The sequence below is a fragment of the Paraburkholderia sp. GAS41 genome (assembly GCF_050436545.1).
In the GTDB taxonomy this organism is placed as follows: Bacteria; Pseudomonadota; Gammaproteobacteria; order Burkholderiales; family Burkholderiaceae; genus Paraburkholderia.
The window spans coordinates 333,930-357,046 of record NZ_JBNDMK010000001.1; the positions used below are offsets into that span (position 1 = coordinate 333,930).

The window sequence follows — 23,117 nt, forward strand, 5'->3', positions numbered from 1 at the left end:
GCTTACCCGATCGCCGGCCGGCGTGTTGATGCGCAGTGGCACTAACTAACAGGATCCGTGCCAATGTGAGCTTCGTTTTGCTGCGACGAGCCGGGAGCGCCGCTGCGGGCCCAGGCGAGGCAGCCGGCGACGAACAGGGTCGCCACGGTCAGGTCCGCGCTGGTGCCGGGGTTGATGGCGCCGGCCTTCAGTTCGGTGTCCCATGCATCGAGCGATGCAAGTGCCGCATCCGGGCCCGTTTGCGCGAGCACGGCGTGCCATTGCGCGTGCCGTTCGCGTGCCGCAAGCGTGACACTCTGCGCCACGGTCATGCCCTGCTTACGCACAATGTGAGAGTCGGGCCAGTTGCCGAGGAACGTGAGAAAGACATTGAGCGTGGCGATTCGCGCGTCGCCGGCGGATAGTTCGCGCCACGCGGCGAGGCCGCCTCCAAAGATGTCGCGAAAGCCTTCCGCGTACTGGCGGGCAATGCTGTCGCGGCCGGCGGCGAGCGTCATCGCTGCGCGCAGGTCGAGCGTCGGCGGCGCGTGGACCGATTGTTCGGACACTTCGCCAAGACCGCCGGGATTGGCGAGCGCGATCGCGCGGTAGGCGAGACGTGCGTCGTCGAGATCGAGCCGTGCCAGCACTCTTTCGGTCGCAGCGTGCCAGCGGTCCGCCGTCAACGGGTACTCCGCATCCTCCCGCGCGGCGGCGAGCGGCGCGACGAGCAGCAGGATGCCGAGATTCGTATTGCAGCCGACCGCATCGCGCGTGCGGGTGACGGCCTCCAGCACGCGCAGGCCGACCGGTGCGCCGCGTGCCAGCAGCGCGGCAGCGGCCGCTTGCGCGCTGAGGATGAACTGCTCGGCATGCATGCCGTGTCCGGCGCTTTTCAGGCTGACGTTGCCGGGTTTGGGGGTCTCCACGTCGAGCCGGCAGGCCGCGAGGAACGCGGCGTGAACGGCCTCGAGCGGGATGGAACGGGGTATGTCAGCCATGGCGGCCGGGTAAGGCCACAACGGCGGCGGCGTCGGTTTGCGCGTGCCCTGCGGCTGCGGCGCCCTGGCGCTGTGCGGGCAGCTTGCGCAGCAGCAGGTCGTCGGCGAGCGCCGCCGCGAGGTCGACCGAGGTGACCGATTGCAGGCCGCGCCACGCCGCCACGCCGTTGACTTCCAGCACGAGCGGCCGGGCGGAATCGTGCGGATCGGGAATCAGGTCGACACCCGCGTAGTCGAGGCCGAGTGCCTCGGTGGCCCGCACGGCCGTCTGCGCGAGCGGCAGATCGAGTTCGGCGGCTTCGCACGTGGCGCCCTGGGCGAAGTTGTGAATCCAGCCTTTGCCGCCGACGCGCCGCATCGCCGCTACGGCACGGCCGCCAATCACCAGCACGCGCCAGTCGAAGCCGGGACGCCCGCCCTCGATATAGCGCTGCAGATAGGCAACCTGCTGGAACGCCTTGAGTGAAGGCAGCGGCGTCAGCGCGCCCGCGTGCGCACCACCCGCGCCGAGCGCACCATGGGCGCCGAGCCGTTTCAGTCCTTGACCTTGCGAACCGAACAGCGGCTTGAGCACGACCTGACGTCCGGCGGCTGCCTCTCGCATCAGGACGCGTTGCGCAAAGGCGGCCGATTCCCCGGCCCATGTCGCAGGCGTCGGTACGCCGTGGCGATGCAGCAGAAAACTCGTCATCGATTTATCGACGCTGCGCTCGATCGCGCGCGCATCGTTGTAGACGGGGACGCCGGATTCGCGCAATGCATGCAGGATGCCGAGCCGTAACGTGACCTGCTCGAAGGTGCCCCCGGCAATGCCGCGCACAAAGACCGCATCGGGCAGCGTGTGGCCGAAGCCTGGCAGTACCAGGCCATGCGGTGCCCAGGTCGTGTCGATCCGGCAGTCCGCCAGATCGATGCAACGCGCCTCCGCGCCGCGCGCACGGAAGGCCTTTTTCAGGCGCCCCGTATGCCAGCCGGTTTCGTCGGTCATGATGGCGATCCGCACCCCCGCGCGTGGCGAGGCGGGCTCTACGTCAGATAAAGCGCCGGGTGCCGCGACGTTCATGGCTTGCCGTTCCATTGCTCGTGCAGCAGCGCGGCCTCGACGCGGCCGCCGTGCCAGGTCGCACCGCTTTCGAGGCTGCTCACCCACACTTCCGCTGGCGCGAACAGGGCGGGATCGATCTGGTAGAAGTCGTAGTTGAACGAAGTAAAGATGTCGGCGAACGGGCGGCCGTAATCGCGCGAGGTGGACGCGGGCAATTCGGCGGCAAGCTGTCGGGCCACCGCGTCGTGCTTCACCGTAAGATGCACGCGCCCGCCATAGAGGATCGCGTCGTTGGTGCGGCCCATCGCCTGAATGCCGTCCGGCGCGGGCGGCGGCAAGGGAGCGGAGCCGCCGCCTTCCACGACTTCGGCGAGCGGCACGCCGAGCACATGGGTTTTGTGCAATGCAACTTCGACGACGCGCGCCACCACCTGTACCGTTCCCGCGACAGAGTGTGTCGGCGTGGTGACAAGCGTCAACTGCTCAGGCGCAAGGCCGCAATCGTGCAGCACCTTGTCGATCACGACCTGCGGCGGCAGACGGTCTACTTCGAGGACCAGCACCCCGCGCTCGTGGCGGTCGCGGTAGCCGAGTTCGGCGAATAGCGGTTCCTTGACGGCCAGCGCGCGAGCCGGCCCCGAGCCGAGCGAGAAGAATTTCTTGCCGCCGGTCTGTTCTTTGGTGGCGGCGAGGCTCCATCCGGCGTACTGGCTGCCGAGGCAGGCGAGCACCGGCCACGAGGTGCGCACTTCGATCATGCTGGGCCACAGGGGCTGCGCTTCGACGCTTTCGCCGAGGCTTTCGCGCACCGTGACGTGGCCGAGACCGCCCATGCAGATGCGCGCAATCAGCACGCCTGCCGCGACGCTGCCCGGCGCGACCACGCCCGCGTCCACCAGCACGGTGCCGTTTTCGGTGTGGCTGACAACCGCGCCGAAGCGCGCGGCGTCGTCGACCAGACGCTTGACGAGACGCTCGCTGAGCGCGTTGACGCTCGGCACGCCGGCACCGGCGAGCGGCGGCTCGGGCGCATCAGGAGTGGCATTGGATGAAGGCATAGTCGGGCTCATGGCGGGTTTCGATGCGTTGCAGAACCAGCGCGCGCTGCGCTTCGAGCGCGTGCCGTACGGCCGGGAGCGAAGCGGCGCGCACGAGCAGTGTGCAGATCGGCTGTCCGGCTTCGATCCACGTGCCGGGCATCGGCACGTCGCGGCAGCACGGGTCGCGCAGACAGGCATCGCTGAAGCTTTGGGAGACGAGAAACGGACGCGGCGCGAACAGCACCTGTTGACCGGCGCGCCACGCAGCGAGCGGGTGCGCCTTTGGCATGACTGGAGCAACGGGTGCGACAGATACCTCAGATGCCGCAGGCACTGCAAACGTCGCCTGCGCTTCGGATGGCGGCAGGCGGCCATGCCGGCATGCTTCGATATGCCACGCGAGCAGCCCATTCGGCCACGCCTCGGGTGACGCGGTTTCGTAAAGCGTCATCGTCGACGAGGGGCGGGTGTTAATTTCGAGTAGTTCGAACACTTCACCGTCGAGCAGAAAGTCACAGCTATTGATGCCGATAAGACCGGTGCGCGCGCAGATTGCAGCAATCGCAGCGCGCACGCGCGCTTCGACGACGGGCGACAACTCGGCCGCTCCGAGCGGACCCATCGAGCCGGCGTGGACGTAGGGCAGCGTGCCCATCCTGCAGGTGAGCTGCTCGGCGAAGCCGAGCACGCGCGCGCTGCCGCGCGCGGCGACAAATAGCGCCGAGTGCGGGCGGCCGCTGCTCAAGCGCTGGAAATAGGCTTGCGCGGGAAGGTGCGCAGCGCCGGGCATCGAAACCGGTTCGATATGCGTGCCGCCGCAACCGTCGGCGTGTTTGATCAGCCAGTGTTGCGTTTCGATGCTCCCGTCAGCAGGCCGTGCAAACGCAACCGCGGGATGGGGAATATCGAGCGCGTCCAGCAGCGCAAAAAACCGCTGCGGATCGCGTACTGCGGCGTTGACGTGTTCAGGATTGCCGATCAAGCGCGGCAGGTCGCGCGTGCGACACAACTGCGTGACGAACGGTTCGAGCCCGCTGCCGCCGATCCACCCGATCATCCCCGGCAGGCGCGCCGCGCGTTCGAGCGCCGCCACGAGCCGCGTGGCGTCGATCGACAGCGGGCCGGCGCCGATGTCGAACCACAGTTCGGCGGCCTCGCGGGTATCCCGGTCGCCGAACACATCGAGGGCGACGACCCGCAGGCCTGCACGCGCAGCGGACTGCGCCAGCATGCGCGCGGACAGCCCGGCCACCGCGACAAATGGCGCATGCGAGAGCGATGGACGCGAACTCATGGCGGCTCCGGTAGCGCTGGTGCGCAGAGGGTCACGCGGCGCGCTCAGCCGAGGCCGGCTGCAACGGCGCGGGCTTCGTCGAAGGCCTGGGGAAAACCGAGGTAGACCGGTTTGCCGCCGGTGCGCATGCGAATGAACAGGCGATGCTCGACCTGATATTTGACGTTGCCGATTGCCAGCGCACCGATGCCGATGGCGCCGGCGGCAGTCGGCACGCCCTCGATCGGCTTGCCGTCGTTCATCACGTTGACGCCCGCGATGCCTTCCGGCGGCACGGCGTTCACATCGGCGGCAATCAGCAGATGGCCGGCATGCGCGAGATCGGCCGTGCTGACCACCTGAACGCCGGCGACCGCGGTGGCGAGGACGATCTCCGCCACGCCTAAGGCCGCGTGCAGTTCGGCGGGCGTGCCAGTGCCCACCCCTTTGGTGACGATGCCGAAGCGTTGATTGAGCTCATCGCTGACGCGCACCGCGCGCGCCTCCGCGGAGTGGCTGGCAATCGACACGTCGGCGCCGAGCGAGGCCGCCATGGCCGCGGCGACCCGGCCGACCGCGCCGGTGCCGCCGAGAATCAACACGCGCTTGCCGCCCAGTTCCATGCCGTACGCCTTGGCCAGATGCCGTTCGACCAGCGCGACGAGCGCGGCGGCAGTGGTGTACGAACCGCTTGGATCGGCGAACACCGACACTTCGAAGGGCGGCACCATGGCTTTACGTGCGTTTTCGAGCATATCGGCCGCGAGCATGACATCGCGCCCGCCAATGAAAATGCCGGTACGCGACACCCCTTTCGGACCACGCGAAAAAATCGCGTCCTGAGTCAGATTCGCAACCATCCCGGCTTCGACACTGCAATACGGCACGATGATCTGATAGCCGGCGTCGGCGGCCATGTTGACGTCGAATGGGCTCATCTGCGGCGTGGCCGTCAGCATGTGCAGGATATAAGGCCTTTCAGCGGGTTTTTCAGTGGTGTCGGACATGGCGGAAGGCTCGTTCAGTGGCGTTTCTCAGGCGGGCGCAAGCGAGCGGCGCATGGCTGCAAGCGGCGGCATTCGACGGCGCCGGACGGTGCGGGGCTGCTGATGTGTCAGCCGCATCGGCCGGCGTCGCAGCGTGGCGGCGTGGCACGTCATGCGGCGTCGATGCGCTGGTGCTGCCGCTGCCGCGCTTCGGCGGAACGCACCGTCGCGCCGCGATTGCGCCCGGCGACGACCGTGCACTCGATGTGCGGCATCCCGCGTGTCGCCTCGCGGGCCGTGGCGAGCGCACCCTCGGCCTCGCGTGCGCTGGCGACGATCGCAAAGCCCGTCGGTCCCCATGAACTTTGGCCGATGCCCGCGGTGCGCTCCGCGGCCACGGCGCGCAGCGCACGTTCGACATCGAGGCTGGCGAATACGCCGCCTTGCACGGGGGCAAAGTATTCGCCGATGGTCTGCTGCATCTCCGTGAGACCTTGCGCGAACGGCACGAGGCTGCGCTCCGCGACGCCTGGCAAGATCTTCATCAGGACGAGGTGGCACAGATGCGCGGCGAGCTTTTGCGGAAACGGGGCGAGGGCGGCGAGGCCGCGCCGTTCTTCGGCACCGTGCAGCCCTTCGCGGGTGGTGTCGCTGACCAGCAGGATGCGCCAGCTATCTGGAAACGGTTGGCGTGCGAGCAGAGGCGGCACGACCGCGTGCAGGTCGCCGGACGGTCCGCCGTCCAGCAACAGGCCGCCGGCTTCGAAACCCCGCACGCCGATGCCCGAGCGCGCACCGCGGCCGAGCAGGCTCGCCAGCTCTGCGCCGGTCGCGGCATGGCCGAGCAAATGAACGAAGGCGCTGCCGACCGCCAGCGACAGTTGTGTGCCCGATCCCAGGCCGCTGTGCGCGCGCGGCGTCTGCGTCACGTCGATCGCGACCGGCGTGGGGTCATAGGCGGCGTGCAGCCGTTCCAGGCAGATCGCAATGCGCTCGCGATCCGCCTCGCTCAGTGCGCCTTCGATCTGGTCACGCTCGGCGACGCGCGCCTCGACGCGCGTGCCGGCCCCGTCGATCATCAGCCCGAGGCTGCCGAACGCGCGTCCTAGCGACGCGTTCGGATCGAGAAAGCCCAGATGGAGCCGCGCGGGCGCATCGACCATCACGCAGGCGTCTGATTGAAGGCGGCGGCTGTGCAGCTGCATCGTGAGTATCCTTGTTCGTGCCTGACTGGCCGCGCATTACCGGTCGTACCCTGGGCGTACCCCGAGGGCCGCCGTGCGACGGCGCGTGCCGTGGCAGAGCGGCCCGGCGGGGCACTTCAAGCGAAAGCCGTACCAGGCGCGCGGCGCAACACACCGCGCTGCTCTCACGGGGTGGTTTTCGGCGCGTCGTACTTGATATAGCGGAAGCGCTGGTCGTCGGCCGGCGTGCCTTCGAGCGGGCCGCCTTCGGTTCCCGGCTGCCACTGGATGAACGATTCGATTTTGCTGGCGAGCGCGAAGTCCTTATCCGTGATGCCCTTCGCGGAGTGCGTCTTCAGCTTGACCGTCACGAATGCATAGGAGACCGTGAGATCCGGATGATGCCAGGCGGCTTCCGCGAGGTGGCCCACCGCGTTCACCACCATCAGGGTGCCTTTCCAGCCTTCGGTGCGATATTTGCGCCGCAGCCAGCCCTCTTCGAGATACCAGTGCTGTAGCGGGCCAACGAGGCGTTGCTGGATCTCCTCGTCGGAATAGACCTGTTCGGTGTTTGCCATGACCGTTGCTCCGCTCGTGTGGAACCGCTTATCACTGCATGATGCGCTGCAATAGACGGGCCTGTCACGCGATAGGCCGCACGTGTAGCGGTTTTGTCGCGGCTTGGCTCTGGACGGACACGCTTCGTATCGCGGCGTGGCACAGAATGTCCCACGTGGCGCGACGCAGCCGGTCACGGCCGTGACACCATGGCGCCCGATCGTCAGGGATCCGAAGCGGATGCCGGGTGGGTCCATCGACGCAAGGCGCGCAGCCTGTGCCGCGTGGCGCGTCCCGACAGCTGACCATGCGCCGGTGGTGGCGCGGGTTGTGCACGGTAGTTCGATTCCGGCATGGAATATGCGTCGGCCGTCATGCGCCGCAAAGCCCGACAACGATCGGGTGAGGGCGCAGATCGTTACCCGCATCCATGGAGGCGCGCCCGATGCGACGAGGTAGCGTGGTCATTCGTGAGTTGAACAGCAAGACCATTCTGGAGGAGACATGAACTTACGCACTACGGTTCTTGGGCTCGCGATCCTCGCGTCGGCAGCCTTGAGTTCTATCATTGCACAGGCCGATCCGCAGCTCGATACGCTCTTGAAAAGTCCGTCCAACTGGGCGGCCCAGGCGGGCGATTATTCGAATCATCGCTACAGCCCACTCAAGCAGATCAACGAAAACAACGTCGGGAAGCTACAGGTCGCGTGGACCATGTCGACCGGCGTGCTGCGTGGCCACGAAGGCTCGCCGCTCGTGATCGGCGACACCATGTATATCCACTCGCCGTTCCCCAACAAGGTTATTGCAATCAATCTGAAAGACCAGACGTTCATCTGGCAGTACCTGCCGAAACAGGATGAACAGGTGGTGTCCGTGATGTGCTGCGATACCGTCAACCGCGGGCTCGCATATGGCGACGGCAAGATCTTCCTGCAGCAGGCCGACACCAAACTGGTGGCGTTGGATGCGAAAACCGGCGACGTAGTATGGAGCGCGCAAAACGGCAATCCAAAAGCAGGCGAAACCAACACCAATGCGCCGCACGTGTTCGGCGACAAGGTGCTGACCGGCATCTCGGGCGGCGAGTTCGGTGTGCGCGGACGCATCATCGCGTATGACATCAAGACCGGGAAACCGGCATGGACGGCCTATAGCACGGGTCCGGACAACGAGATGCTGCTCAACCCGGACAAGACGATGACCTACACCGACGGCAAGATGGTGCCGATCGGCGCGGACTCGTCGCTGAAGTCCTGGAAGGGGGACCAGTGGAAACTGGGCGGCGGCACCACCTGGGGCTGGTACGCGTGGGATCCGAAACTCAACCTTGTCTACTACGGCACCGGCAATCCGGGTACATGGAACCCCTCGCAACGTCCGGGCGACAACAAATGGTCGATGTCGATTTTTGCGCGCGATCTGAATACCGGTGAGGCCAGGTGGGTCTATCAGATGACACCCCACGACGAATGGGACTATGACGGTGTCAACGAAATGATCCTCTCGGACCTGACGATCAACGGCAAGAAGGTCCCGGCGATCGTTCACTTCGACCGCAATGGTTTTGGCTACACGCTGAATCGCGAGACGGGACAACTGCTGGTGGCGCAGAAGTACGACCCGGCGGTGAACTGGGCCGACCACGTGGATCTGCAAAGCGGCAAGCCGATTCGCAACGCGGCATATTCGACGCAGGCAGCAGGGGCCGACCACAACGTGAAGGGCATCTGCCCGGCGGCGCTGGGCTCGAAGGACCAGCAACCGGCGGCGTTCGACCCGAATTCGAAGCTCTTCCTCGTGCCGACCAATCACGTGTGTATGGACTACGAACCGTTCGATGTCGATTATGTTTCGGGTCAGCCATACGTGGGCGCCACGCTGTCGATGTATCCGGGCCCGAACGACAACAACTCGATGGGTAACTTCATTGCCTGGGATGCGGCGAAGGGCAAGATCGTCTGGTCCAAGCCGGAGAAATTCTCGGTGTGGTCGGGCGTGCTGGCGACAGCCGGCGGCGTGGCGTTCTACGGCACGCTGGAAGGCTACATCAAGGCGGTCCGCATCAGCGACGGCAAGGAGCTGTGGCGCTTCAAGACCCCGTCAGGGATCATCGGCAACGTGTTTACGTATGAGTATCAGGGCAAGCAGTTCATCGGCGTCTACTCGGGTATCGGCGGCTGGGCCGGCATCGGCATGGCGGCAGGTCTCGAGAAGTCGACTGAAGGTCTCGGTGCTGTAGGTGGGTACCGCGAGCTTGCGAAGTACACGGCGTTGGGCGGCACGCTGTTCGTGTTTGCCATTCCCGGCAGCAATAGCTGAAGTCGATCTATGAATCATCTGGTCCGCGCCCTGTCACGGATGCGTCGTTAGCACGTGCCGGGGTGCGGTCTTATCCTGAAGGGAGACATCTGCATATGAAAGGCCGAGCTATCTTGTTGCGGGCGGCACTGCCCGCCGTTTTCGTCCTGCTGCCTGCTGCGTTCGCCCAGACCAATCCTGCGATTGCCCAGGTGACGTACAAGGTGGTCGACGGCAACAAGGTCGACAGCAATACGCTGCTTGGGTGGAGGACGTGGCGCGCGCTCGCCTGCGAACGCTGTCACGGCGCGCAGCAGCAAGGCATGGTGGGACCGTCGCTGATCGAGGCGTTCAAGACGATCGACCAGACCGAGTTTCACCGCACCGTATTCGGCGGGCGGGTGGACAAGGGCATGCCCGACTTCAGTTCGAGTCAGATGATGCAGAAGAACTGGGAAAACCTTTACGCCTATCTGAAAGGGCGCTCCGACGGCCAGATCAAACCGGGCGATCTGCAGGCCATCGACGCGAAATAACGTCCACGTCCCTACCTGAGGAGCTTATTGATGCGTCATGGCAAACGAATGCCCGTGCACGTCGCGTTGGTCGCGGCGGCGCTGTGCTACGCGGCGATGGCAAGCGCAGCGGTGCAGGCCCAGGGCGAGGCCTTGCCCAATAACGATGGCGCCGATGGCGTGCTGCGGGTCTGCGCGGACCCCAACAACATGCCGTTGTCCAACAGCAAAGGCGAGGGCTACGAGAACCGCATCGCCAGCCAGATGGCGAGCGATTTCGGCTACAAGCTCGAATACACCTATTTTCCGCAGCGCATGGGCTTCGTGCGCCATACGTTGCGCGAGAAAGTGCCTGATTCCGGGCAATATAAATGCGATCTGATCATCGGCGTGCCGAAAGGCTACGACATGACGTCGACCACGCAGCCTTATCTGCGCTCCACGTATGCGATGGTGTTTACCAAACGGCCTGAGTTGGCCGGCATCAATACGCCGGACGATCTGCTCAAGCTGCCGCCCGACCAGTTGCACAAGCTGCGCTTCGGGATCTTTTCGCAGACCCCCGCGGTCGACTGGCTGCTCGGGCACAACCTGATCGATCAGGCGGTCTCGTATCAGGTGCAAAGCGGTGATCCGCAGGAATACCCCGGTCAGATGATCGAACACGATCTGCAGGCGGGCAATGTCGACGTGGTGTTCCTTTGGGGCCCCATTGCGGGCTATTTTGCGAAGCGTGCCGGCGATACGGTGAAGCTGGTGCCGTTCCCCCCCGAGCAGGGCATCCGCTTCGACTATACGATCTCGATGGGCGTGCGCTACGGCGAGAAGGCGTGGAAGGACAAGGTCGATCAATGGATCGGCGCGAACCACGACAAGATTGACAGCATCCTCACGAGTTACGAAGTCCCGCTGCTCAAACCCATCGACACGCCGGCCGCCAGGCCCGCGGATGGCTCGCCATGAGGGGGCCGCAGAGATTGATGCGGCGCGACTGGCGGCGGGTACTGGCGGCGTGCATCGCGTGCGTGGCCTGGCAGATGCATGTCGTGGCGTTCGCTGCCGCCGCGGATGACATCTCGCCTGCCGAGAAGCTCATCTTCACGACCGATCATCTGCACGGCGTCGAACAGCAAACCGAACTCGACTACGCCTTCCTCAGTTCGGACCAGCCGGCGCACAGCACGGACGTGGTCAGGGTGCTGGTGGTGAGCCCGGACAACGCCAAAGGCGATGCCCAGGTGTCCGATCACAGCGGTGCCGTGCCGGTGCCCAGTGGCGGCTTGCAGTGCAACCCCGTGATCATCTATTTCCTCGAGCGCGACATTGCGGAGATGGAGCGCCTGACCGGCGGCCAGCGCCGTTACTTCCAGCAACGCCTGCGGCTCGCGCTCGCTGCGGGGCCGAAGATCGAAACCGTGACGAGCCAGATTGGCGGCAAGCCGGTGAAGGCGCAGCAGATCGTCGTCCAACCGTACCTGAACGACCCCAATGCGGAGCGCTTCGCTCAATACACCGGCAAGCGCTACACGTTCCTGATTGCCGATACGATACCCGGGCAGATTGCGCTGATCCGCACTGACGTGCCCGGCGCCAACAATGATTTCGCGCACCCCGTGCAGACGCAAACACTGAGCTTCCAGACCGCGGTGCGCAAACTGACGCCGCCGCCGAATGCGCCGAAGGGTCCTGTGAAGCCTGTCGACGCGCCCCGGGCAAGCCGTTAGCGAGGTCGCGCCAAGGTGAATTTCGTCCGCTCGCTGACCTTGCGTCAGCTGCAGATCTTCGTCGTGGCGAGCCGCTATACGAGCTTTGCACGCGCCGCGGAGGAGCTGCATCTGACCCAGCCGGCGGTGTCGATGCAGATTCATCAACTCGAGGAGGCGGTCGGGCTGCGTCTGTTCGAGCGGATCGCGCGCCGGCTCACCCTGACCGAAGCGGGCGAAAAACTCAGCCATCATGCGAGCCGGATTCTCGGCGAGATCAAGGATGCTGAAGACGCGATGACCTCGCTGCAGCAGGCCGACAGCGGCTCGATCGCGGTGGGCATCGTCAGTTCCGCGACGTATTTCGCGCCGAAGTTGCTGGCGATGTATTCGCACCTGTATCCCAAGGTCGACGTGCATTTCTCGGTGGGTAATCGCGACGCGCTGCTGCGCCTGCTGCAGGACAATGCGATCGATCTCGCCATCATGGGGCGGCCGCCGCCCGAACTCGATACCACCACCGAGCCGCTGGCGTGGCATCCGCAAGTGGTGATCGCGCCGCTCAGCCACCCGCTGTGCGGCGCGCAGCGCTTCGATCTGCAGGAGTTGCGCGGCGACACATTCCTGTTGCGCGAGCCCGGTTCCGGCACGCGTATGGCCGCCGAGGACATGTTCCGACAGCATCTGTTCGCGCCCGCCAAGGTGGTCACGCTCGGCAGCAACGAAACCATCAAACAGGCGGTGATGGCGGGCATGGGCGTGAGCCTGATTTCGCTTCATACGTTGCTGCTGGAATTGCGCACTCAGGAAATCGCCTTGCTGGATGTGAACGGCACGCCGATCGAACGCACCTGGCAGATCGTGCATCTGCGGGCCAAGCACCTCTCACCGACCAGCACGGTGTTCAGGCAGTTTCTGCTCGAACAGGCCGCCGCGTATCTGGAGCGCGAGTACGCGCGGTTCGTCACCTTGCCCGCAAAATGGGGAGTGCTGAAATGAGCGGTGTCGCTCGGATAGGTGCGGTGCTCGCGCGCTACGTGAGGGTTGCCGGCTTGATCTGCGTGGCCGGTGCGGCTTCGCAGGCCTTCGCCGCACCGGCTTCGATAGCGCTGATGGATTGCGTGCTGATCGACGACAACGCGGCCTATAACGACGCCGAGACCAACCGCATCCAGCAGGCCCGCCTCGAGATGGTCAGTACTGCGTTGCGTGAGCAGTTGCGCGACAGCCGGCACTATGAGGTCGCCGACAACGCCCCCGCTGCCGGACTGATCGCCCGACTCGGCGCCGCGCAGGATCTGAACGAATGCGCCGACTGTGCACGGCAGGTGGGACGCACGCTGGGCGTCGAACAGGTTGCGCGCTGCTGGGTCCAGAAAGTCAGCAACCTGATCCTCAATATCAATCTGCATGTGGAAGATGTCGCCAGCGGCACGACGCTGTTCCAGCGCTCGGTCGACATTCGCGGCAATACCGACCTGTCGTGGCGGCGCGGCGCCACGGCGCTGGTGGGACTGATGGCCGACGGTGCGGCAGTGGCCACGCCTGGCAGCGGTGCTTCGCCCTGATGATGGGCGAGCCTTCGATGCGTGAGCTTTTGCATTAGCGGCACACTCTGTAATTGAAAGGCGTGACAGGGTGACAGAGTTGGTGATGCGAACGTACGTGCGGCATTCGCCGGCTTGCTGGCACAGAGTATGCATAGTTGTCCGGACTTTTCCGTGAGAAACACGCTCGTCTCGCGGCTCAGCCGAGAAGTCTGCTCCAGCACGACTGCTATAGGGGATTGCACCGATGGGTTCTGGCGAACTGCTTCAGGACTGGCGTCTGCATGCACTGCAAATCGAAGACGAGATCGCGAAAGTCGTGATCGGTCAGCCGCAGACGATCCGGCTCATCAACGTTGCCTTGTTCGCCCGGGGTCATGTGCTGCTCGAAGGCGGCGTCGGAGTTGGCAAGACCACCGTGTTGCGCGCCTTTGCGCGGGTCGTGGGCGGCGCATTCGAGCGGGTCGAGGGCACCATCGACCTGATGCCTGGCGACCTTGTCTATCACACGTACGTGGACGCCGACGGCAAGCCGCGTATCGATCCCGGTCCGCTGCTGCGGCACGGCGAGCAGTTGACCACCTTCTTCTTCAACGAAATCAACCGCGCCCGTCCGCAGGTTCAGTCACTGCTGCTGCGTGCGATGGCGGAACGCTCGGTATGGGCGTTCGACCGCGAATACCGCTTTCCGCATATGACGGTCTTCGCCGACCGCAACAAGGTCGAGAAGGAAGAGACCTTCGAGCTGGCCTCGGCCGCCCGCGATCGTTTCCTGTTCGAACTGTCCATGCCGACGCCGGCTGAGGCCGACGTGCGGCGCGCGCTGGTATTCGACGCGGCCTTTCACGATGTCGACAGGCTGCTTGCACGGCTCTCGCCCGGCATTGTTCCGTGGGAACAGTTGAACCAGGTGGGCGCGGCGATTCAGGAGAGCGTGCAGGCGAGTGCCACCATCGAACGCTACGTTCTGGACATCTGGCAGGCCACCGAAACGCCGCAGCGCTTCAGCATTGCGCTCGACGGCGTCGATATGGATCGCCTCATCCTGGCGGGCGCCAGTCCGCGTGGCATGAGCGCGCTGCTGCGGGCCGCGCGCGTGGTGGCGTGGCTCGCCAACCGTGCACATCTGGTGCCGGAGGACATCCATGCAGTGCTGATGCCCGCGCTCGGGCATCGCGTGTTTTTCACGCCCATCTACGAACTGCGCCGCCAGGAACTCGCCGAGGCGCTCACCACGCAAATCATGAACAGGCTCGCCGTCCCCTGAATCATGGATGCGACAGCGGAATTTACCTATCGTTTGCCGATGCGCGCCAGCGGCTTCCGGCCAGGCTCGCACCGTGGCTCGAGCTTCGGTGCGGGGCAGGAATTCGCCATGCACGGGCGTCTGTTCGACTACCCGGATCCGCGTCGTCTCGATCTGCGGGCCAGTTTGCGCGCGGCTCGCTCGGAATGGCTGGTGCGGGTTCATCTGCAGCGCGCTGCGGTGCCGGTGCAGGTGATCGTCGATGTATCCGCGTCGATGCAGTTCGGGAAGAATCGCACAAAGTTGCAGGTCGCCGCGGATTTCGTCGAGGCGTTGGGATACAGCGCGTTCCGTGTCGGCGATCAGTTAGGCATGCTGGCTTTCGACAGTGGCCCGCGCGACGATCTGTTCGTGCCGGCGCGTTATGGCCGGGGCGTTGGCAACGTGCTCGCGAAAAAGTTGCGCGAGAGCAGCAGCGAGGCGCTCGCCAGCACCAGTCTGGCGGGCCTCAAACGCGCGGCTGCGACGCTCGCTGGACGGCAGGCGCTGGTGTTCCTCGTTTCCGATTTTCACTGGCCGTTGGTGGAATTGCCCTCGGTACTCGATCTGCTGGTGCATGCCTGCGTGGTGCCGATGGTGGTGTGGGACAGCGCTGAAATCGCGCCCCCGCGCGGCGGCCCGCTGCTCGCGGTCAACGACGCCGAATCGGGCGCGCGGCGCACGTTGTGGCTGAGCGGCAGGGTGCGCGAGCGGTGGAGCGAGGCTGTCGTGCGGCGACGAGCGGAACTCTCGAAGACCTTCGGACTGCGCGGCATTCCGCCGTTCTATGTCGAGAACGCGTTTGATCCCGAGGCGATGTCGCGCTACTTCCTGGCGGCGATCGTATGAGACAGGGTGGCCGTGGCGTCGACCGGTTGGGTCGCTTGCAGGGCCGCGCATGGGCCGCCACGACGTGTGTCGTCGCACGGGCGCTGTCGCTTTCGTTTTCATTGACCATGGCGTGCATGCTGGTGCTCACGCTCGCACCGCAGACGAGCATGGCCGTGGTTCCGGGCAATCTCCTTCAGCCGACGGTTCAGGAGCCACGCGCGTTCGGCTATCTGCTTGGCGACGTCCTCACGCAACGCATTCTGCTGCCGGCTGGCGACAACGATGTGGGTGCCGTGACGCCGCCGTCCATCGGCCGCACCGGCGCGTGGCTCGAACGCCGGCCCGCGCGGATCGAAACCGATGCTGACGGCCGCCGCTGGCTGGCGATCGACTATCAGATCGTCAACGTCGCTCCCACGCTCACGCGGATTGCGTTGCCCGCGTTGCGCCTCGCCTCGGCGTCCGGTGCGACGTTGCAGGTTGCGGAATGGCCGTTGAGCATCGGTGCGATGACGTCCGCCGACGCCTTCGATGCCGGCGATCTGCAACTGATGCGGCCTGACCGGCCAGCCCCTGCGGTGCCGACCGCGCCGCTGCGGCGCGAGGTGTCTATCGCGCTCGCTCTGTTGCTGCTGACGGTGCTGTCGTGGCTGGCCTGGTGGCTGTGGCGCAATGGACGTGAGTCGGCCCGCTTGCCGTTTGCGCGTGCGTGGCGGCAGATGCAACGGCTCGGTGAACCCGGCGCCGATACCTCAGCGGATGCATGGCTCTGCCTGCACCACGCATTGAACGAAACGGCGGGCCATGTGGTTCACGCGGGGTCCTTGCCCAGCCTCTTTGCACGGGCGCCGTATCTGCAACCGCTGCGCACGCAACTCGAACAGTTCTATCAGCAATCCACGGAGCGATTCTTTACGCCTGCACCGGCGGTGGCGCCGTATCCGCTGCGCGGACTATGCCGCTCGCTTTACCGCGCCGAACAGCGCCATGAGCGATGAAGATGGCGTTCGATTTCGAGTATCCATGGCTGCTCGTCCTGTTGCCGCTGGCCGCGCTGCCGTGGTTGCCGAGGCGCGGCGATACGCTCGCGTTTTCGTGGCTCGCATGGCTGCCGGACGATCGCGTCGGCCAATGGATCGGAGTGATCGGACGGGGCAGTGCGGCGCTGACGATGGCGGCGATCGTGCTAGGTCTGGCCGGTCCAGGACGCTCGCATCGCGAGGTGCTGCGTACGGGCAGCGGGGCGCAGATTCTGATCCTGATGGATCGCAGCGCGAGCATGGACGAAACGATGAACAGCAAAGGCGTGGAGTCGCCCGGCGGCGAGTCGAAGAACAAGGTGGCGCGCGCTTCGTTGACGGAATTCATCGCGCAACGGCCGAACGACCGGCTCGCCTTCATGATGTTCGGCACGAGCCCGGTGCTGGCGATGCCGTTTACCTACGATCACCGGGTGATCGACGCGGCAATCGCAGCCACTGCAGTAGGACGGGGCATGCCGGACACAGAACTCGACTGTGGACTGCTGGCCGCGATCGGCGCGTTCGATGGCGCGGTGTCCTCAGGCCGCCGGGCGATCGTCCTCGTCTCGGACGGCGGCGCGAAACTCGAGGCGCCAGTACGGCGGCTCATCCAGGGTGGACTCTTGCGTCACCAGATCGTGCTGTACTTCATCTACTTGCGCAGCGGCGTCTACAGTCCCGATCTGAACGCCGCGCTGCCCGCAAGCGAGTCTTCGGCCGAGGCCGAACTGCATCGCTACTTCCTGTCGCTCAAGACGCCTTATCGGCTCTTTCAGGCGGGTAATGCGCAGGCGATGAAGGACGCCATGGCCGAGATCAACCGGCAGCAAAATGCCGTGACTTCGTTCGTCGAGCGGCTGCCGCGGCAGGATTTCAGCCCGTATTGTTTTGCGGTGGCGCTGGCAGGTTGCGCGTTGTTGCTGGCGTTGCGGCTGTTTCAGGTGCGGGCCTGGGCATGAAGCGCGCGTCGGTTCACCTCATTTTTTCAGCCGTCGCGCTGTGCTGCGCGGGGGGCGCGGCGTTTGACGGCGTGCGCTTGCTGCGCGCGCAGCGGGTCAACGAAGCGATCGCTGCGGCGGCAGGCGTTGCTGGCAAAGCAGACCTTGCTGGCAAAGCAGCGGGCAGCACAGGCAGTACGGGCAACACAGGCACGTCGGCTCCGGCAGACGCTCCGCGCGATGCACGCAACGACGGCGCAGCCCGCGAGGTCAGACTTGCACGTGCCATCGCGCTTTCAAAAGCAGGTGCCTACGATACCGCCGGCCCGCTCTTCGACGACCTGATCCGCGAAGAGCATCTCGACGAGGTAGGGCGTGCGGCGCTGTTCGATCTGGGCAACATGTACCTGCGCGAGGGCATGGGCCACAGTACGTCCGGCACGGTGCAGTCGGTCGCCATGGTCGAGGAGGCCAAGGCGCGCTACCGGACCTTGCTGCGTGCGACGCCCGACGATTGGGATGCCCGCTACAACCTGGAGCGCGCATTGTGGCTCGCGCCGGAAACGCATTCGTCGGCGGAAGCGGCAGAGATCAAGGAGCAGCACAACGTCCGTTTGCGCGGTGCGCAGAGCGAGGATCTGCCGTGAGCTTCGGCATGCCGACGCGTGGACTTTCCGGCGCACGTCACTGGCTGACGGGCGTGGCGCTGCTGTTGCTGATCGCGGCGGTCGCAATGCCGCCGGTGATACTGCGGCGCGATACGTTCAGCTACATCGTCACGTTCGATATCACGCAAAGCATGGATGTCGAGGATGTCGCGCTGAGTGGCGTACCGGTGAGCCGCCTCGTGTTCGCACGGGCGGCCATGCGCGAAGCGCTGGGGCAACTGCCGTGCGGCTCGAAAGTGGGCTGGAGTGTGTTTACGGGGCAACGTACCTTGCTGTTACTGCCTCCCGTCGAAGTCTGCAGCAACTTCGATGCATTGCTGTCGTCGCTCGAAGGGATCGATGGGCGCATGCGCTGGACCAACTGGAGCCGCATTGCCGAAGGCGGCATCTATTCCGCCACGCGTGTGGCGCAGGAGGTCGGCCAGGGCGCGGCCGTGCTGTTCGTCACCGATGGCCAGGAGGCGCCGCCCATCCTGCCGTCCGATGCCACGAGGCGCGACATCAATCCCGCCCAGGTGAAGGGCTGGCTGATCGGCGTGGGCGGCGATCAGGCCGCGCCGATTCCGCGCACCGGCGCCGATGGTCAGCGCGACGGCTACTGGCAGGCCGACGAGGTGATCCAGGTGCCACCCGTGCCGGGTTCCGCAAGCCAGGCCGAGAGCCACGAGGAGCTGTCCGAATTGCGCGGCCATTACCTCGCTGCGGTGGCAGCAGGGATCGGCTTCGGATATCGCCGCCTGTCAGGTGCGGGGTCTTTGCGCGATGTCATGACCGATGTGCGCTTCGCCCACCGCGAAGCGGTGCCGACCGATCTGCGCTGGTGTCCTGCGCTGCTCGCGTTGTTGCTGCTTACCTTGCGCTTTGCGCCGGAATTCAGCGGGGCCAGGTATCGCGCGACGGGCAAACGTGCGAACTCTTCATACGTAGGAGGTCGCGTGTCCTGAAACCTGTCGGGAGTCTGGAAAATCACGTGTGCATAGCCTACGCTTGATGGGGTCGGCGCTTTCGGGGACGGGGACATGTCGTCCATCCATCCTGCACCCCAGTGCTGAGATTCTGAACAAGAAAAAACCAAGGAGACGCTCATGCAATTCATTCGCATTCCCAATGTTCTAAGCCTTGCCCTGTTCGCCATCGCATTCGGCTTGCCAGCCGCTTACGCCGCGGACGAGGTGCAAAACACGTCGACCACGACGAGTTCACCGGTGCCGTCGACGCTGGAGTCCGTAAGCCAGGAACAGCTCGACCACGCCGCCACCACGCCGGGTAACTGGCTGCACTCGAACGGCTCGTACGCGCAGACACGCTACTACCGTGGCGCACAGATCAATAAGACGAATGTGTCGAAACTCAGGCCGGCTTTCATTTTCCAGACAGCGGTCAACGAGTCGATGGAAACGGCGCCAATCGTCTCGAACGGCGTCATGTTCATTACCACCTCGTTCAACCACGTGTATGCGCTCGACGCGGTGACGGGCAAGGAATTCTGGCATTACAAGCACAAGATGGGAGCGGTCACGACGTTTTGTTGCGGGCCGAATAATCGCGGCGTAGCGATCTCCGGCGACCGGCTCTATATGGGTACGCTCGACGCAAAACTGGTCGCGCTCGACGCCAGGACGGGCAACGTGTTGTGGCAAACGCAGATCGCCGATCCCGATGAGGGCTATTCGGAAACGATGGCGCCGGTGGTGGTCGACGGCAAGGTGCTGATTGGCACGAACGGCGGCGAATATGGCATTCGCGGCTTCCTCAAGGCGTTCGATGCCAACTCGGGTCAGTTGCTGTGGACCTTCTATACGATTCCGGAAACCGGTCAGGAAGGCGTGTGGGCCGTCAACGATGCAACCGGACGCAACGAGAAACGCGACATCGATTCGGAGAAAAAGCAGCTGGCCGATAAAGGCGGCGACTTCTACAAGACACTCGGCGGCGGGGTGTGGATGGCACCGGCCGTCGACCGGCAGACGCACACGGTGTTCTTCGTGGTCGGCAATCCGTCGCCCGACCTGTATGGCGCGATCCGGCCGGGAGACAACCTCTATACGGATTCACTGGTTGCGATCGATCTGGATACCGGCAAATACAAATGGCACTACCAGTACGTGCCGCATGACGTGTGGGACCTGGACGCCGTGAGCCCGCCGATGCTGGTCGACGTGCGCGACGAAGACGGCAAGATGATTCCGGGTGTGGTGCATGCGGGCAAGACCGGGCACGTGTACGTGCACGATCGCGCCACAGGACGGCTGATCCGTTTTTCGCAGGCGATGATTCCGCAGGAGAATATGTGGACGTTGCCGACTGCTGAAGGCGCGCGGATGCTGCCCGGCGCGAACGGCGGGGTCGAGTGGTCGCCGATGGCGTTCAATCCGAATACGCGTCTCGTGTATGCGGCCAATCTGCATCAGCCGATGACGTATCAGGTCGAGGACGCGGCTTACCCCGGCGGCAGCAAGCTCTGGCTGGGCGGCGCGTTCAAGACGATTCCGACCGAGCAGCAATGGGGCAAGCTGGTCGCGGTGAACATCGACACGGGCAAGATCGCCTGGGACTACAAGACCGAGCAGCCGTTGATTGGCGGCGTGCTGGCGACGGCCGGCGGTCTGGTATTCAACGGCGAAGGCAACGGCCTGTTCCGCGCATTCGATGCCGCCACCGGCAGGAAGCTGTGGGAGTTCCAGTGCGGCGCCGGCGTCAATGCGCCCGCGGTCTCGTACATGGTGCACGGTAAGCAGTACGTCGCAGTTGCGGCGGGTGGCAATACGCAGCTCGATTTCAAGCGCGGCAACACCGTGCTCGTCTTCGCGTTGCCATGACGGCGCGGATGCGGCGCTCAATCCCGGGTCCGGCTCGCCGCTTATGGACGGCATTGCTGTGCGGCTGGTTCGCCGTCGCATGGCTGCCGTCGGGCGCGCACGCCGACGCCGAAGCCGGCAAGGCAAAGGCGCAGGTGTGCGTGGCCTGTCATGGGCCGATGGGTAATTCGACCAGCCCGGACTATCCGATTCTTGCCGGTCAGAACGCACGCTATATCTACCTTGAGCTGAAAGACTTCAAGGAAGGACGGCGCAGCGATCCACGCATGTCGCCCATGGCGGCCAACCTGTCGAAGGAGGACATGCAGGATCTCGCCGATTACTTCGCCGCGCAAAAGCTGGTGCCGGTTCCGTACAAGTCGGACAGTGCCAGCATCGAGGCAGGGAGTAAAAAATCCGCCGAGGTGCTCTGCACGATGTGTCATCTGGGCGGATTTGCAGGGCAGAACGAGATTCCGCGCGTGGCGGGGCAGCAGTATCAGTACATCGTCAAGCAATTGCAGGATTTCCGCTCGCACACGCGGACCAACGATGCCGGCAATATGACCAGCGTGACGCGCAATCTGAGCGACGACGACATTCGCAATCTGGCGGCCTATATCAACAATCTTCAATAGCGGGGAGGGGAGAGCATGAAACAGACTGTCACGCGGTATATCGCAACGGTGGCTCTGCTGCTTGCCGGTGCGTTCGGTGGGTCTTTACCTGCGCAGGCGCAGGGCGAAGGCGCTGGCGCGGGAGAAATCAACCGGCAACTACTGGCGGCCGCGAAAGACGGCGACGAGACCTCGGTGGCCGCCGCGCTGCAGCGCGGGGCGGCCGTGGACGCCATGAATCGCATCGGCGACACCGCGTTGATCACCGCCTGCAAGAAAGGCGATATGGCGATGGCGCGCATGCTGATCGAACACGGCGCCAACGTCCAGCACGCGAATGCGCCGGGTGTCACGCCTTTGATGGCCGCAGCGTACGGCGGCTTCGATGAGATCGTTGCGCTGCTGCTGGCGCATGGCGCGGATCTCGCGGCGACGGATCGCATCGGCAAGACGGCCATGGAATATGCAGCGGGCCAGGGACAGACGAAGGTCGTGAGCCGGTTGCTCGATGCGGGCGTCGACGTGAATCGCACCTATAAGAACGACCTCACCGCGCTGATGTGGGCCGCCGGATACGATCGCGCGGATACGGCCCAATTACTGATTGCTCGCGGTGCGGACCGGGCATTGAAGGACAATCGCGGCATGACGGCAAAAGATATCGCCGTGCAGACCAAATCGGATCAGGTTGCGCGGCTGCTTTCGGCGGGATAAGGCGTACGAGGGGGCTGCCGCAATGGATGAGCCCCTTCAGCCCGGCGCATTGCGATTCGCCTGTGCGGGCACGGGTCCAAAGAATATTCTTCTGAATTTCTCGCGGCCCGTCACGCGCGCGAGTTCCTCGAGCACGCAGTAATTGGCGACGAGCGTGACCAGCAGGATCTGAATGGCCCAGAAATGCGCCCAGTTAAGCTCGCTGAACAACTGATGGTTCGCCGCAGCGAGCCCGGGCGCCTCTTTCCAGTAATCGTACAGACGCTCCAGGTAATGCAGGCATAACGCCACCAAAGCGTAAATCAGCGTCTTCCAGCCAATATTCCATATCAAGGGCTTGTCCGGAAAGCGATTGACGAACGGCAGCAGATTGGCGAGCAACACCGACTTGCCGAGTATCAGCGCGGCGATCGTCACAGAGAGCGAGTTTTGCAGAGGGATGCCGGTGCCGTGGGTCATCAGTGAACGGATGATGGCGACGATGTGAAGGATAACGAAGAAAAAGATCGTCGGCGGCAACAACTCCATGAATTCGTGCTTGATCGTGCGGGTCAGCTTGCTCATGTCCCTCTCCCGACGCGGTTGGAATCGTCATTATCCGGCGTCAGCGCCTCCTAGCAAGGACCGCGTCTCTTCTGACGGCTCTGCCGCGGGCACGCTTTCAAACGTATCCATCAGGTTGGACATGGCATAGGGCGGCGACCACAGGCTGCCCAGTTCGCCGCTATCCCGGGTGGCTTCCCACGCTGCCAGCGAGGCATTGCCGTAAATGCCGACAAGCGATAGCCGGTGATCGACGATGGCCGGCGGAATGTCCGAAAGCAGGTTGCGGAGCAGGGCATTGCAACGCTGATAACCCACGTTCCACCGGTTTTCGAGCGCCTCGCGCAAGAACGGGCGGTTGTTCAACTGCAGGTTGGCGATCATGCGGATGTAGGTCGCCTGCCCCGTGCGATCCGACAACTCGAGCATCGGAAAAAGCAGTGCGCCCAATACCGCACGCACGGTTATCCGTTCCTCCGCCTCGAGGGTGTCGAGCCGGGTCTGACGGTCTTCGTCGATCAGGCGCGCCCCGTCCACGACCAGCTCGCGTGCTAGTTCCAGTTTGTTGC

24 protein-coding genes are annotated in these 23,117 nt (G+C 64.6%); 15 read left to right on the forward strand and 9 right to left on the reverse strand.

The features are described from left to right. Nucleotides 1-41: 41 nt before the first annotated feature. The 7 genes from P3T43_RS01530 to P3T43_RS01560 form a co-directional block, all read right to left on the reverse strand. Nucleotides 42-980 (reverse strand): triphosphoribosyl-dephospho-CoA synthase, encoded by a 939-nt coding sequence (locus P3T43_RS01530; RefSeq protein ID WP_429279254.1) that lies wholly within the window; start codon nucleotides 978-980, stop codon nucleotides 42-44. Continuing rightward, nucleotides 973-2,043, reverse strand: a complete 1,071-nt coding sequence (locus P3T43_RS01535) for an ATP-grasp domain-containing protein (protein WP_429279255.1) — start codon at nucleotides 2,041-2,043, stop codon at nucleotides 973-975. The genes P3T43_RS01530 and P3T43_RS01535 overlap by 8 nt, the downstream gene beginning before the upstream one ends. Next, nucleotides 2,040-3,083 (reverse strand): methenyltetrahydromethanopterin cyclohydrolase, encoded by a 1,044-nt coding sequence (mch, locus tag P3T43_RS01540; RefSeq protein WP_429279583.1) that lies wholly within the window; start codon nucleotides 3,081-3,083, stop codon nucleotides 2,040-2,042. The genes P3T43_RS01535 and mch overlap by 4 nt, the downstream gene beginning before the upstream one ends. Beyond that, nucleotides 3,058-4,359 (reverse strand): ATP-grasp domain-containing protein, encoded by a 1,302-nt coding sequence (locus P3T43_RS01545; RefSeq protein WP_429279256.1) that lies wholly within the window; start codon nucleotides 4,357-4,359, stop codon nucleotides 3,058-3,060. Before P3T43_RS01545 ends, mch begins: the two co-directional genes overlap by 26 nt. Before the next feature lie 44 nt (nucleotides 4,360-4,403). Beyond that, nucleotides 4,404-5,345: an NAD(P)-dependent methylenetetrahydromethanopterin dehydrogenase gene (locus P3T43_RS01550; RefSeq protein ID WP_429279257.1), complete on the reverse strand. Its 942-nt coding sequence runs from the start codon at nucleotides 5,343-5,345 to the stop codon at nucleotides 4,404-4,406. 149 nt (nucleotides 5,346-5,494) lie between these two features. After that, entirely contained in the window at nucleotides 5,495-6,529 is a 1,035-nt protein-coding gene (locus P3T43_RS01555) for a beta-ribofuranosylaminobenzene 5'-phosphate synthase family protein (RefSeq protein ID WP_429279258.1), read from the reverse strand. A 164-nt stretch (nucleotides 6,530-6,693) separates the two neighbouring features. Next, nucleotides 6,694-7,086: a 4a-hydroxytetrahydrobiopterin dehydratase gene (locus tag P3T43_RS01560; protein WP_429279259.1), complete on the reverse strand. Its 393-nt coding sequence runs from the start codon at nucleotides 7,084-7,086 to the stop codon at nucleotides 6,694-6,696. A gap of 484 nt (nucleotides 7,087-7,570) precedes the next feature. On the opposite strand from P3T43_RS01560, the gene P3T43_RS01565 reads away from it, so the two are divergent. From P3T43_RS01565 to P3T43_RS01635, 15 genes are all read left to right on the forward strand, one after another. Then, a complete protein-coding gene (locus P3T43_RS01565) occupies nucleotides 7,571-9,388 on the forward strand; it encodes a methanol/ethanol family PQQ-dependent dehydrogenase (RefSeq protein WP_429279260.1) in 1,818 nt (605 codons plus the stop codon). 95 nt (nucleotides 9,389-9,483) lie between these two features. Further along, nucleotides 9,484-9,903 carry a c-type cytochrome gene (locus P3T43_RS01570; RefSeq protein WP_429279261.1) on the forward strand — a complete coding sequence of 140 codons (420 nt, stop codon included), beginning with the start codon at nucleotides 9,484-9,486 and terminating at the stop codon, nucleotides 9,901-9,903. Nucleotides 9,904-9,933: 30 nt separating this feature from the next. Further along, a complete protein-coding gene (locus P3T43_RS01575; RefSeq protein ID WP_429279262.1) occupies nucleotides 9,934-10,845 on the forward strand; it encodes a substrate-binding domain-containing protein in 912 nt (303 codons plus the stop codon). Between the two features lie 74 nt (nucleotides 10,846-10,919). Then, nucleotides 10,920-11,606: a hypothetical protein gene (locus tag P3T43_RS01580; protein ID WP_429279584.1), complete on the forward strand. Its 687-nt coding sequence runs from the start codon at nucleotides 10,920-10,922 to the stop codon at nucleotides 11,604-11,606. 15 nt (nucleotides 11,607-11,621) lie between these two features. Then, nucleotides 11,622-12,584, forward strand: a complete 963-nt coding sequence (locus P3T43_RS01585; protein ID WP_429279263.1) for a LysR family transcriptional regulator — start codon at nucleotides 11,622-11,624, stop codon at nucleotides 12,582-12,584. Beyond that, the gene (locus tag P3T43_RS01590; protein ID WP_429279264.1) at nucleotides 12,581-13,153 is read left to right on the forward strand and encodes a DUF3280 domain-containing protein; all 573 of its coding nucleotides are present in this window, start codon (nucleotides 12,581-12,583) and stop codon (nucleotides 13,151-13,153) included. The genes P3T43_RS01585 and P3T43_RS01590 overlap by 4 nt, the downstream gene beginning before the upstream one ends. Nucleotides 13,154-13,379: 226 nt before the next feature. Next, the gene (locus P3T43_RS01595) at nucleotides 13,380-14,399 is read left to right on the forward strand and encodes an AAA family ATPase (protein WP_429279265.1); all 1,020 of its coding nucleotides are present in this window, start codon (nucleotides 13,380-13,382) and stop codon (nucleotides 14,397-14,399) included. Nucleotides 14,400-14,402: 3 nt separating this feature from the next. After that, on the forward strand, nucleotides 14,403-15,266 hold the full coding sequence (locus P3T43_RS01600; protein ID WP_429279266.1) for a DUF58 domain-containing protein: 864 nt from the start codon (nucleotides 14,403-14,405) through the stop codon (nucleotides 15,264-15,266). Next, complete coding sequence (locus tag P3T43_RS01605) at nucleotides 15,263-16,246, forward strand: calcium incorporation protein MxaA (protein ID WP_429279267.1); 984 nt, start codon at nucleotides 15,263-15,265, stop codon at nucleotides 16,244-16,246. The genes P3T43_RS01600 and P3T43_RS01605 overlap by 4 nt, the downstream gene beginning before the upstream one ends. Beyond that, nucleotides 16,243-17,229, forward strand: a complete 987-nt coding sequence (locus tag P3T43_RS01610; protein WP_429279268.1) for a vWA domain-containing protein — start codon at nucleotides 16,243-16,245, stop codon at nucleotides 17,227-17,229. Before P3T43_RS01605 ends, P3T43_RS01610 begins: the two co-directional genes overlap by 4 nt. After that, on the forward strand, nucleotides 17,226-17,855 hold the full coding sequence (locus P3T43_RS01615) for a tetratricopeptide repeat protein (protein ID WP_429279269.1): 630 nt from the start codon (nucleotides 17,226-17,228) through the stop codon (nucleotides 17,853-17,855). The genes P3T43_RS01610 and P3T43_RS01615 overlap by 4 nt, the downstream gene beginning before the upstream one ends. Before the next feature lie 8 nt (nucleotides 17,856-17,863). Continuing rightward, complete coding sequence (locus tag P3T43_RS01620) at nucleotides 17,864-18,820, forward strand: MxaL protein (RefSeq protein ID WP_429279585.1); 957 nt, start codon at nucleotides 17,864-17,866, stop codon at nucleotides 18,818-18,820. Nucleotides 18,821-18,961: 141 nt separating this feature from the next. Then, entirely contained in the window at nucleotides 18,962-20,695 is a 1,734-nt protein-coding gene (locus tag P3T43_RS01625) for a pyrroloquinoline quinone-dependent dehydrogenase (RefSeq protein ID WP_429279270.1), read from the forward strand. 8 nt (nucleotides 20,696-20,703) lie between these two features. Further along, nucleotides 20,704-21,312 carry a c-type cytochrome gene (locus tag P3T43_RS01630; protein ID WP_429279271.1) on the forward strand — a complete coding sequence of 203 codons (609 nt, stop codon included), beginning with the start codon at nucleotides 20,704-20,706 and terminating at the stop codon, nucleotides 21,310-21,312. Between the two features lie 15 nt (nucleotides 21,313-21,327). Next, nucleotides 21,328-22,005: an ankyrin repeat domain-containing protein gene (locus P3T43_RS01635; RefSeq protein WP_429279272.1), complete on the forward strand. Its 678-nt coding sequence runs from the start codon at nucleotides 21,328-21,330 to the stop codon at nucleotides 22,003-22,005. Between the two features lie 36 nt (nucleotides 22,006-22,041). Here P3T43_RS01635 and P3T43_RS01640 read toward each other — a convergent pair whose 3' ends face one another. Both P3T43_RS01640 and P3T43_RS01645 read right to left on the reverse strand, forming a co-directional pair. Continuing rightward, entirely contained in the window at nucleotides 22,042-22,569 is a 528-nt protein-coding gene (locus tag P3T43_RS01640) for a hypothetical protein (protein WP_429279273.1), read from the reverse strand. 30 nt (nucleotides 22,570-22,599) lie between these two features. Next, entirely contained in the window at nucleotides 22,600-23,085 is a 486-nt protein-coding gene (locus P3T43_RS01645) for a hypothetical protein (protein ID WP_429279274.1), read from the reverse strand. Nucleotides 23,086-23,117 lie beyond the last annotated feature (32 nt).

Coding starts and splice junctions, on each gene's coding strand:
- P3T43_RS01530 (WP_429279254.1), bottom strand. CDS start 980: ATGGCTGACATACCCCGTTCCATCCCGCTCGAGGCCGTTCACGCCGCG.
- P3T43_RS01535 (WP_429279255.1), bottom strand. CDS start 2,043: ATGAACGTCGCGGCACCCGGCGCTTTATCTGACGTAGAGCCCGCCTCG.
- mch (WP_429279583.1), bottom strand. CDS start 3,083: ATGCCTTCATCCAATGCCACTCCTGATGCGCCCGAGCCGCCGCTCGCC.
- P3T43_RS01545 (WP_429279256.1), bottom strand. CDS start 4,359: ATGAGTTCGCGTCCATCGCTCTCGCATGCGCCATTTGTCGCGGTGGCC.
- P3T43_RS01550 (WP_429279257.1), bottom strand. CDS start 5,345: ATGTCCGACACCACTGAAAAACCCGCTGAAAGGCCTTATATCCTGCAC.
- P3T43_RS01555 (WP_429279258.1), bottom strand. CDS start 6,529: ATGCAGCTGCACAGCCGCCGCCTTCAATCAGACGCCTGCGTGATGGTC.
- P3T43_RS01560 (WP_429279259.1), bottom strand. CDS start 7,086: ATGGCAAACACCGAACAGGTCTATTCCGACGAGGAGATCCAGCAACGC.
- P3T43_RS01565 (WP_429279260.1), top strand. CDS start 7,571: ATGAACTTACGCACTACGGTTCTTGGGCTCGCGATCCTCGCGTCGGCA.
- P3T43_RS01570 (WP_429279261.1), top strand. CDS start 9,484: ATGAAAGGCCGAGCTATCTTGTTGCGGGCGGCACTGCCCGCCGTTTTC.
- P3T43_RS01575 (WP_429279262.1), top strand. CDS start 9,934: ATGCGTCATGGCAAACGAATGCCCGTGCACGTCGCGTTGGTCGCGGCG.
- P3T43_RS01580 (WP_429279584.1), top strand. CDS start 10,920: ATGCATGTCGTGGCGTTCGCTGCCGCCGCGGATGACATCTCGCCTGCC.
- P3T43_RS01590 (WP_429279264.1), top strand. CDS start 12,581: ATGAGCGGTGTCGCTCGGATAGGTGCGGTGCTCGCGCGCTACGTGAGG.
- P3T43_RS01595 (WP_429279265.1), top strand. CDS start 13,380: ATGGGTTCTGGCGAACTGCTTCAGGACTGGCGTCTGCATGCACTGCAA.
- P3T43_RS01600 (WP_429279266.1), top strand. CDS start 14,403: ATGGATGCGACAGCGGAATTTACCTATCGTTTGCCGATGCGCGCCAGC.
- P3T43_RS01605 (WP_429279267.1), top strand. CDS start 15,263: ATGAGACAGGGTGGCCGTGGCGTCGACCGGTTGGGTCGCTTGCAGGGC.
- P3T43_RS01610 (WP_429279268.1), top strand. CDS start 16,243: ATGAAGATGGCGTTCGATTTCGAGTATCCATGGCTGCTCGTCCTGTTG.
- P3T43_RS01615 (WP_429279269.1), top strand. CDS start 17,226: ATGAAGCGCGCGTCGGTTCACCTCATTTTTTCAGCCGTCGCGCTGTGC.
- P3T43_RS01620 (WP_429279585.1), top strand. CDS start 17,864: ATGCCGACGCGTGGACTTTCCGGCGCACGTCACTGGCTGACGGGCGTG.
- P3T43_RS01625 (WP_429279270.1), top strand. CDS start 18,962: ATGCAATTCATTCGCATTCCCAATGTTCTAAGCCTTGCCCTGTTCGCC.
- P3T43_RS01630 (WP_429279271.1), top strand. CDS start 20,704: ATGCGGCGCTCAATCCCGGGTCCGGCTCGCCGCTTATGGACGGCATTG.
- P3T43_RS01635 (WP_429279272.1), top strand. CDS start 21,328: ATGAAACAGACTGTCACGCGGTATATCGCAACGGTGGCTCTGCTGCTT.
- P3T43_RS01640 (WP_429279273.1), bottom strand. CDS start 22,569: ATGAGCAAGCTGACCCGCACGATCAAGCACGAATTCATGGAGTTGTTG.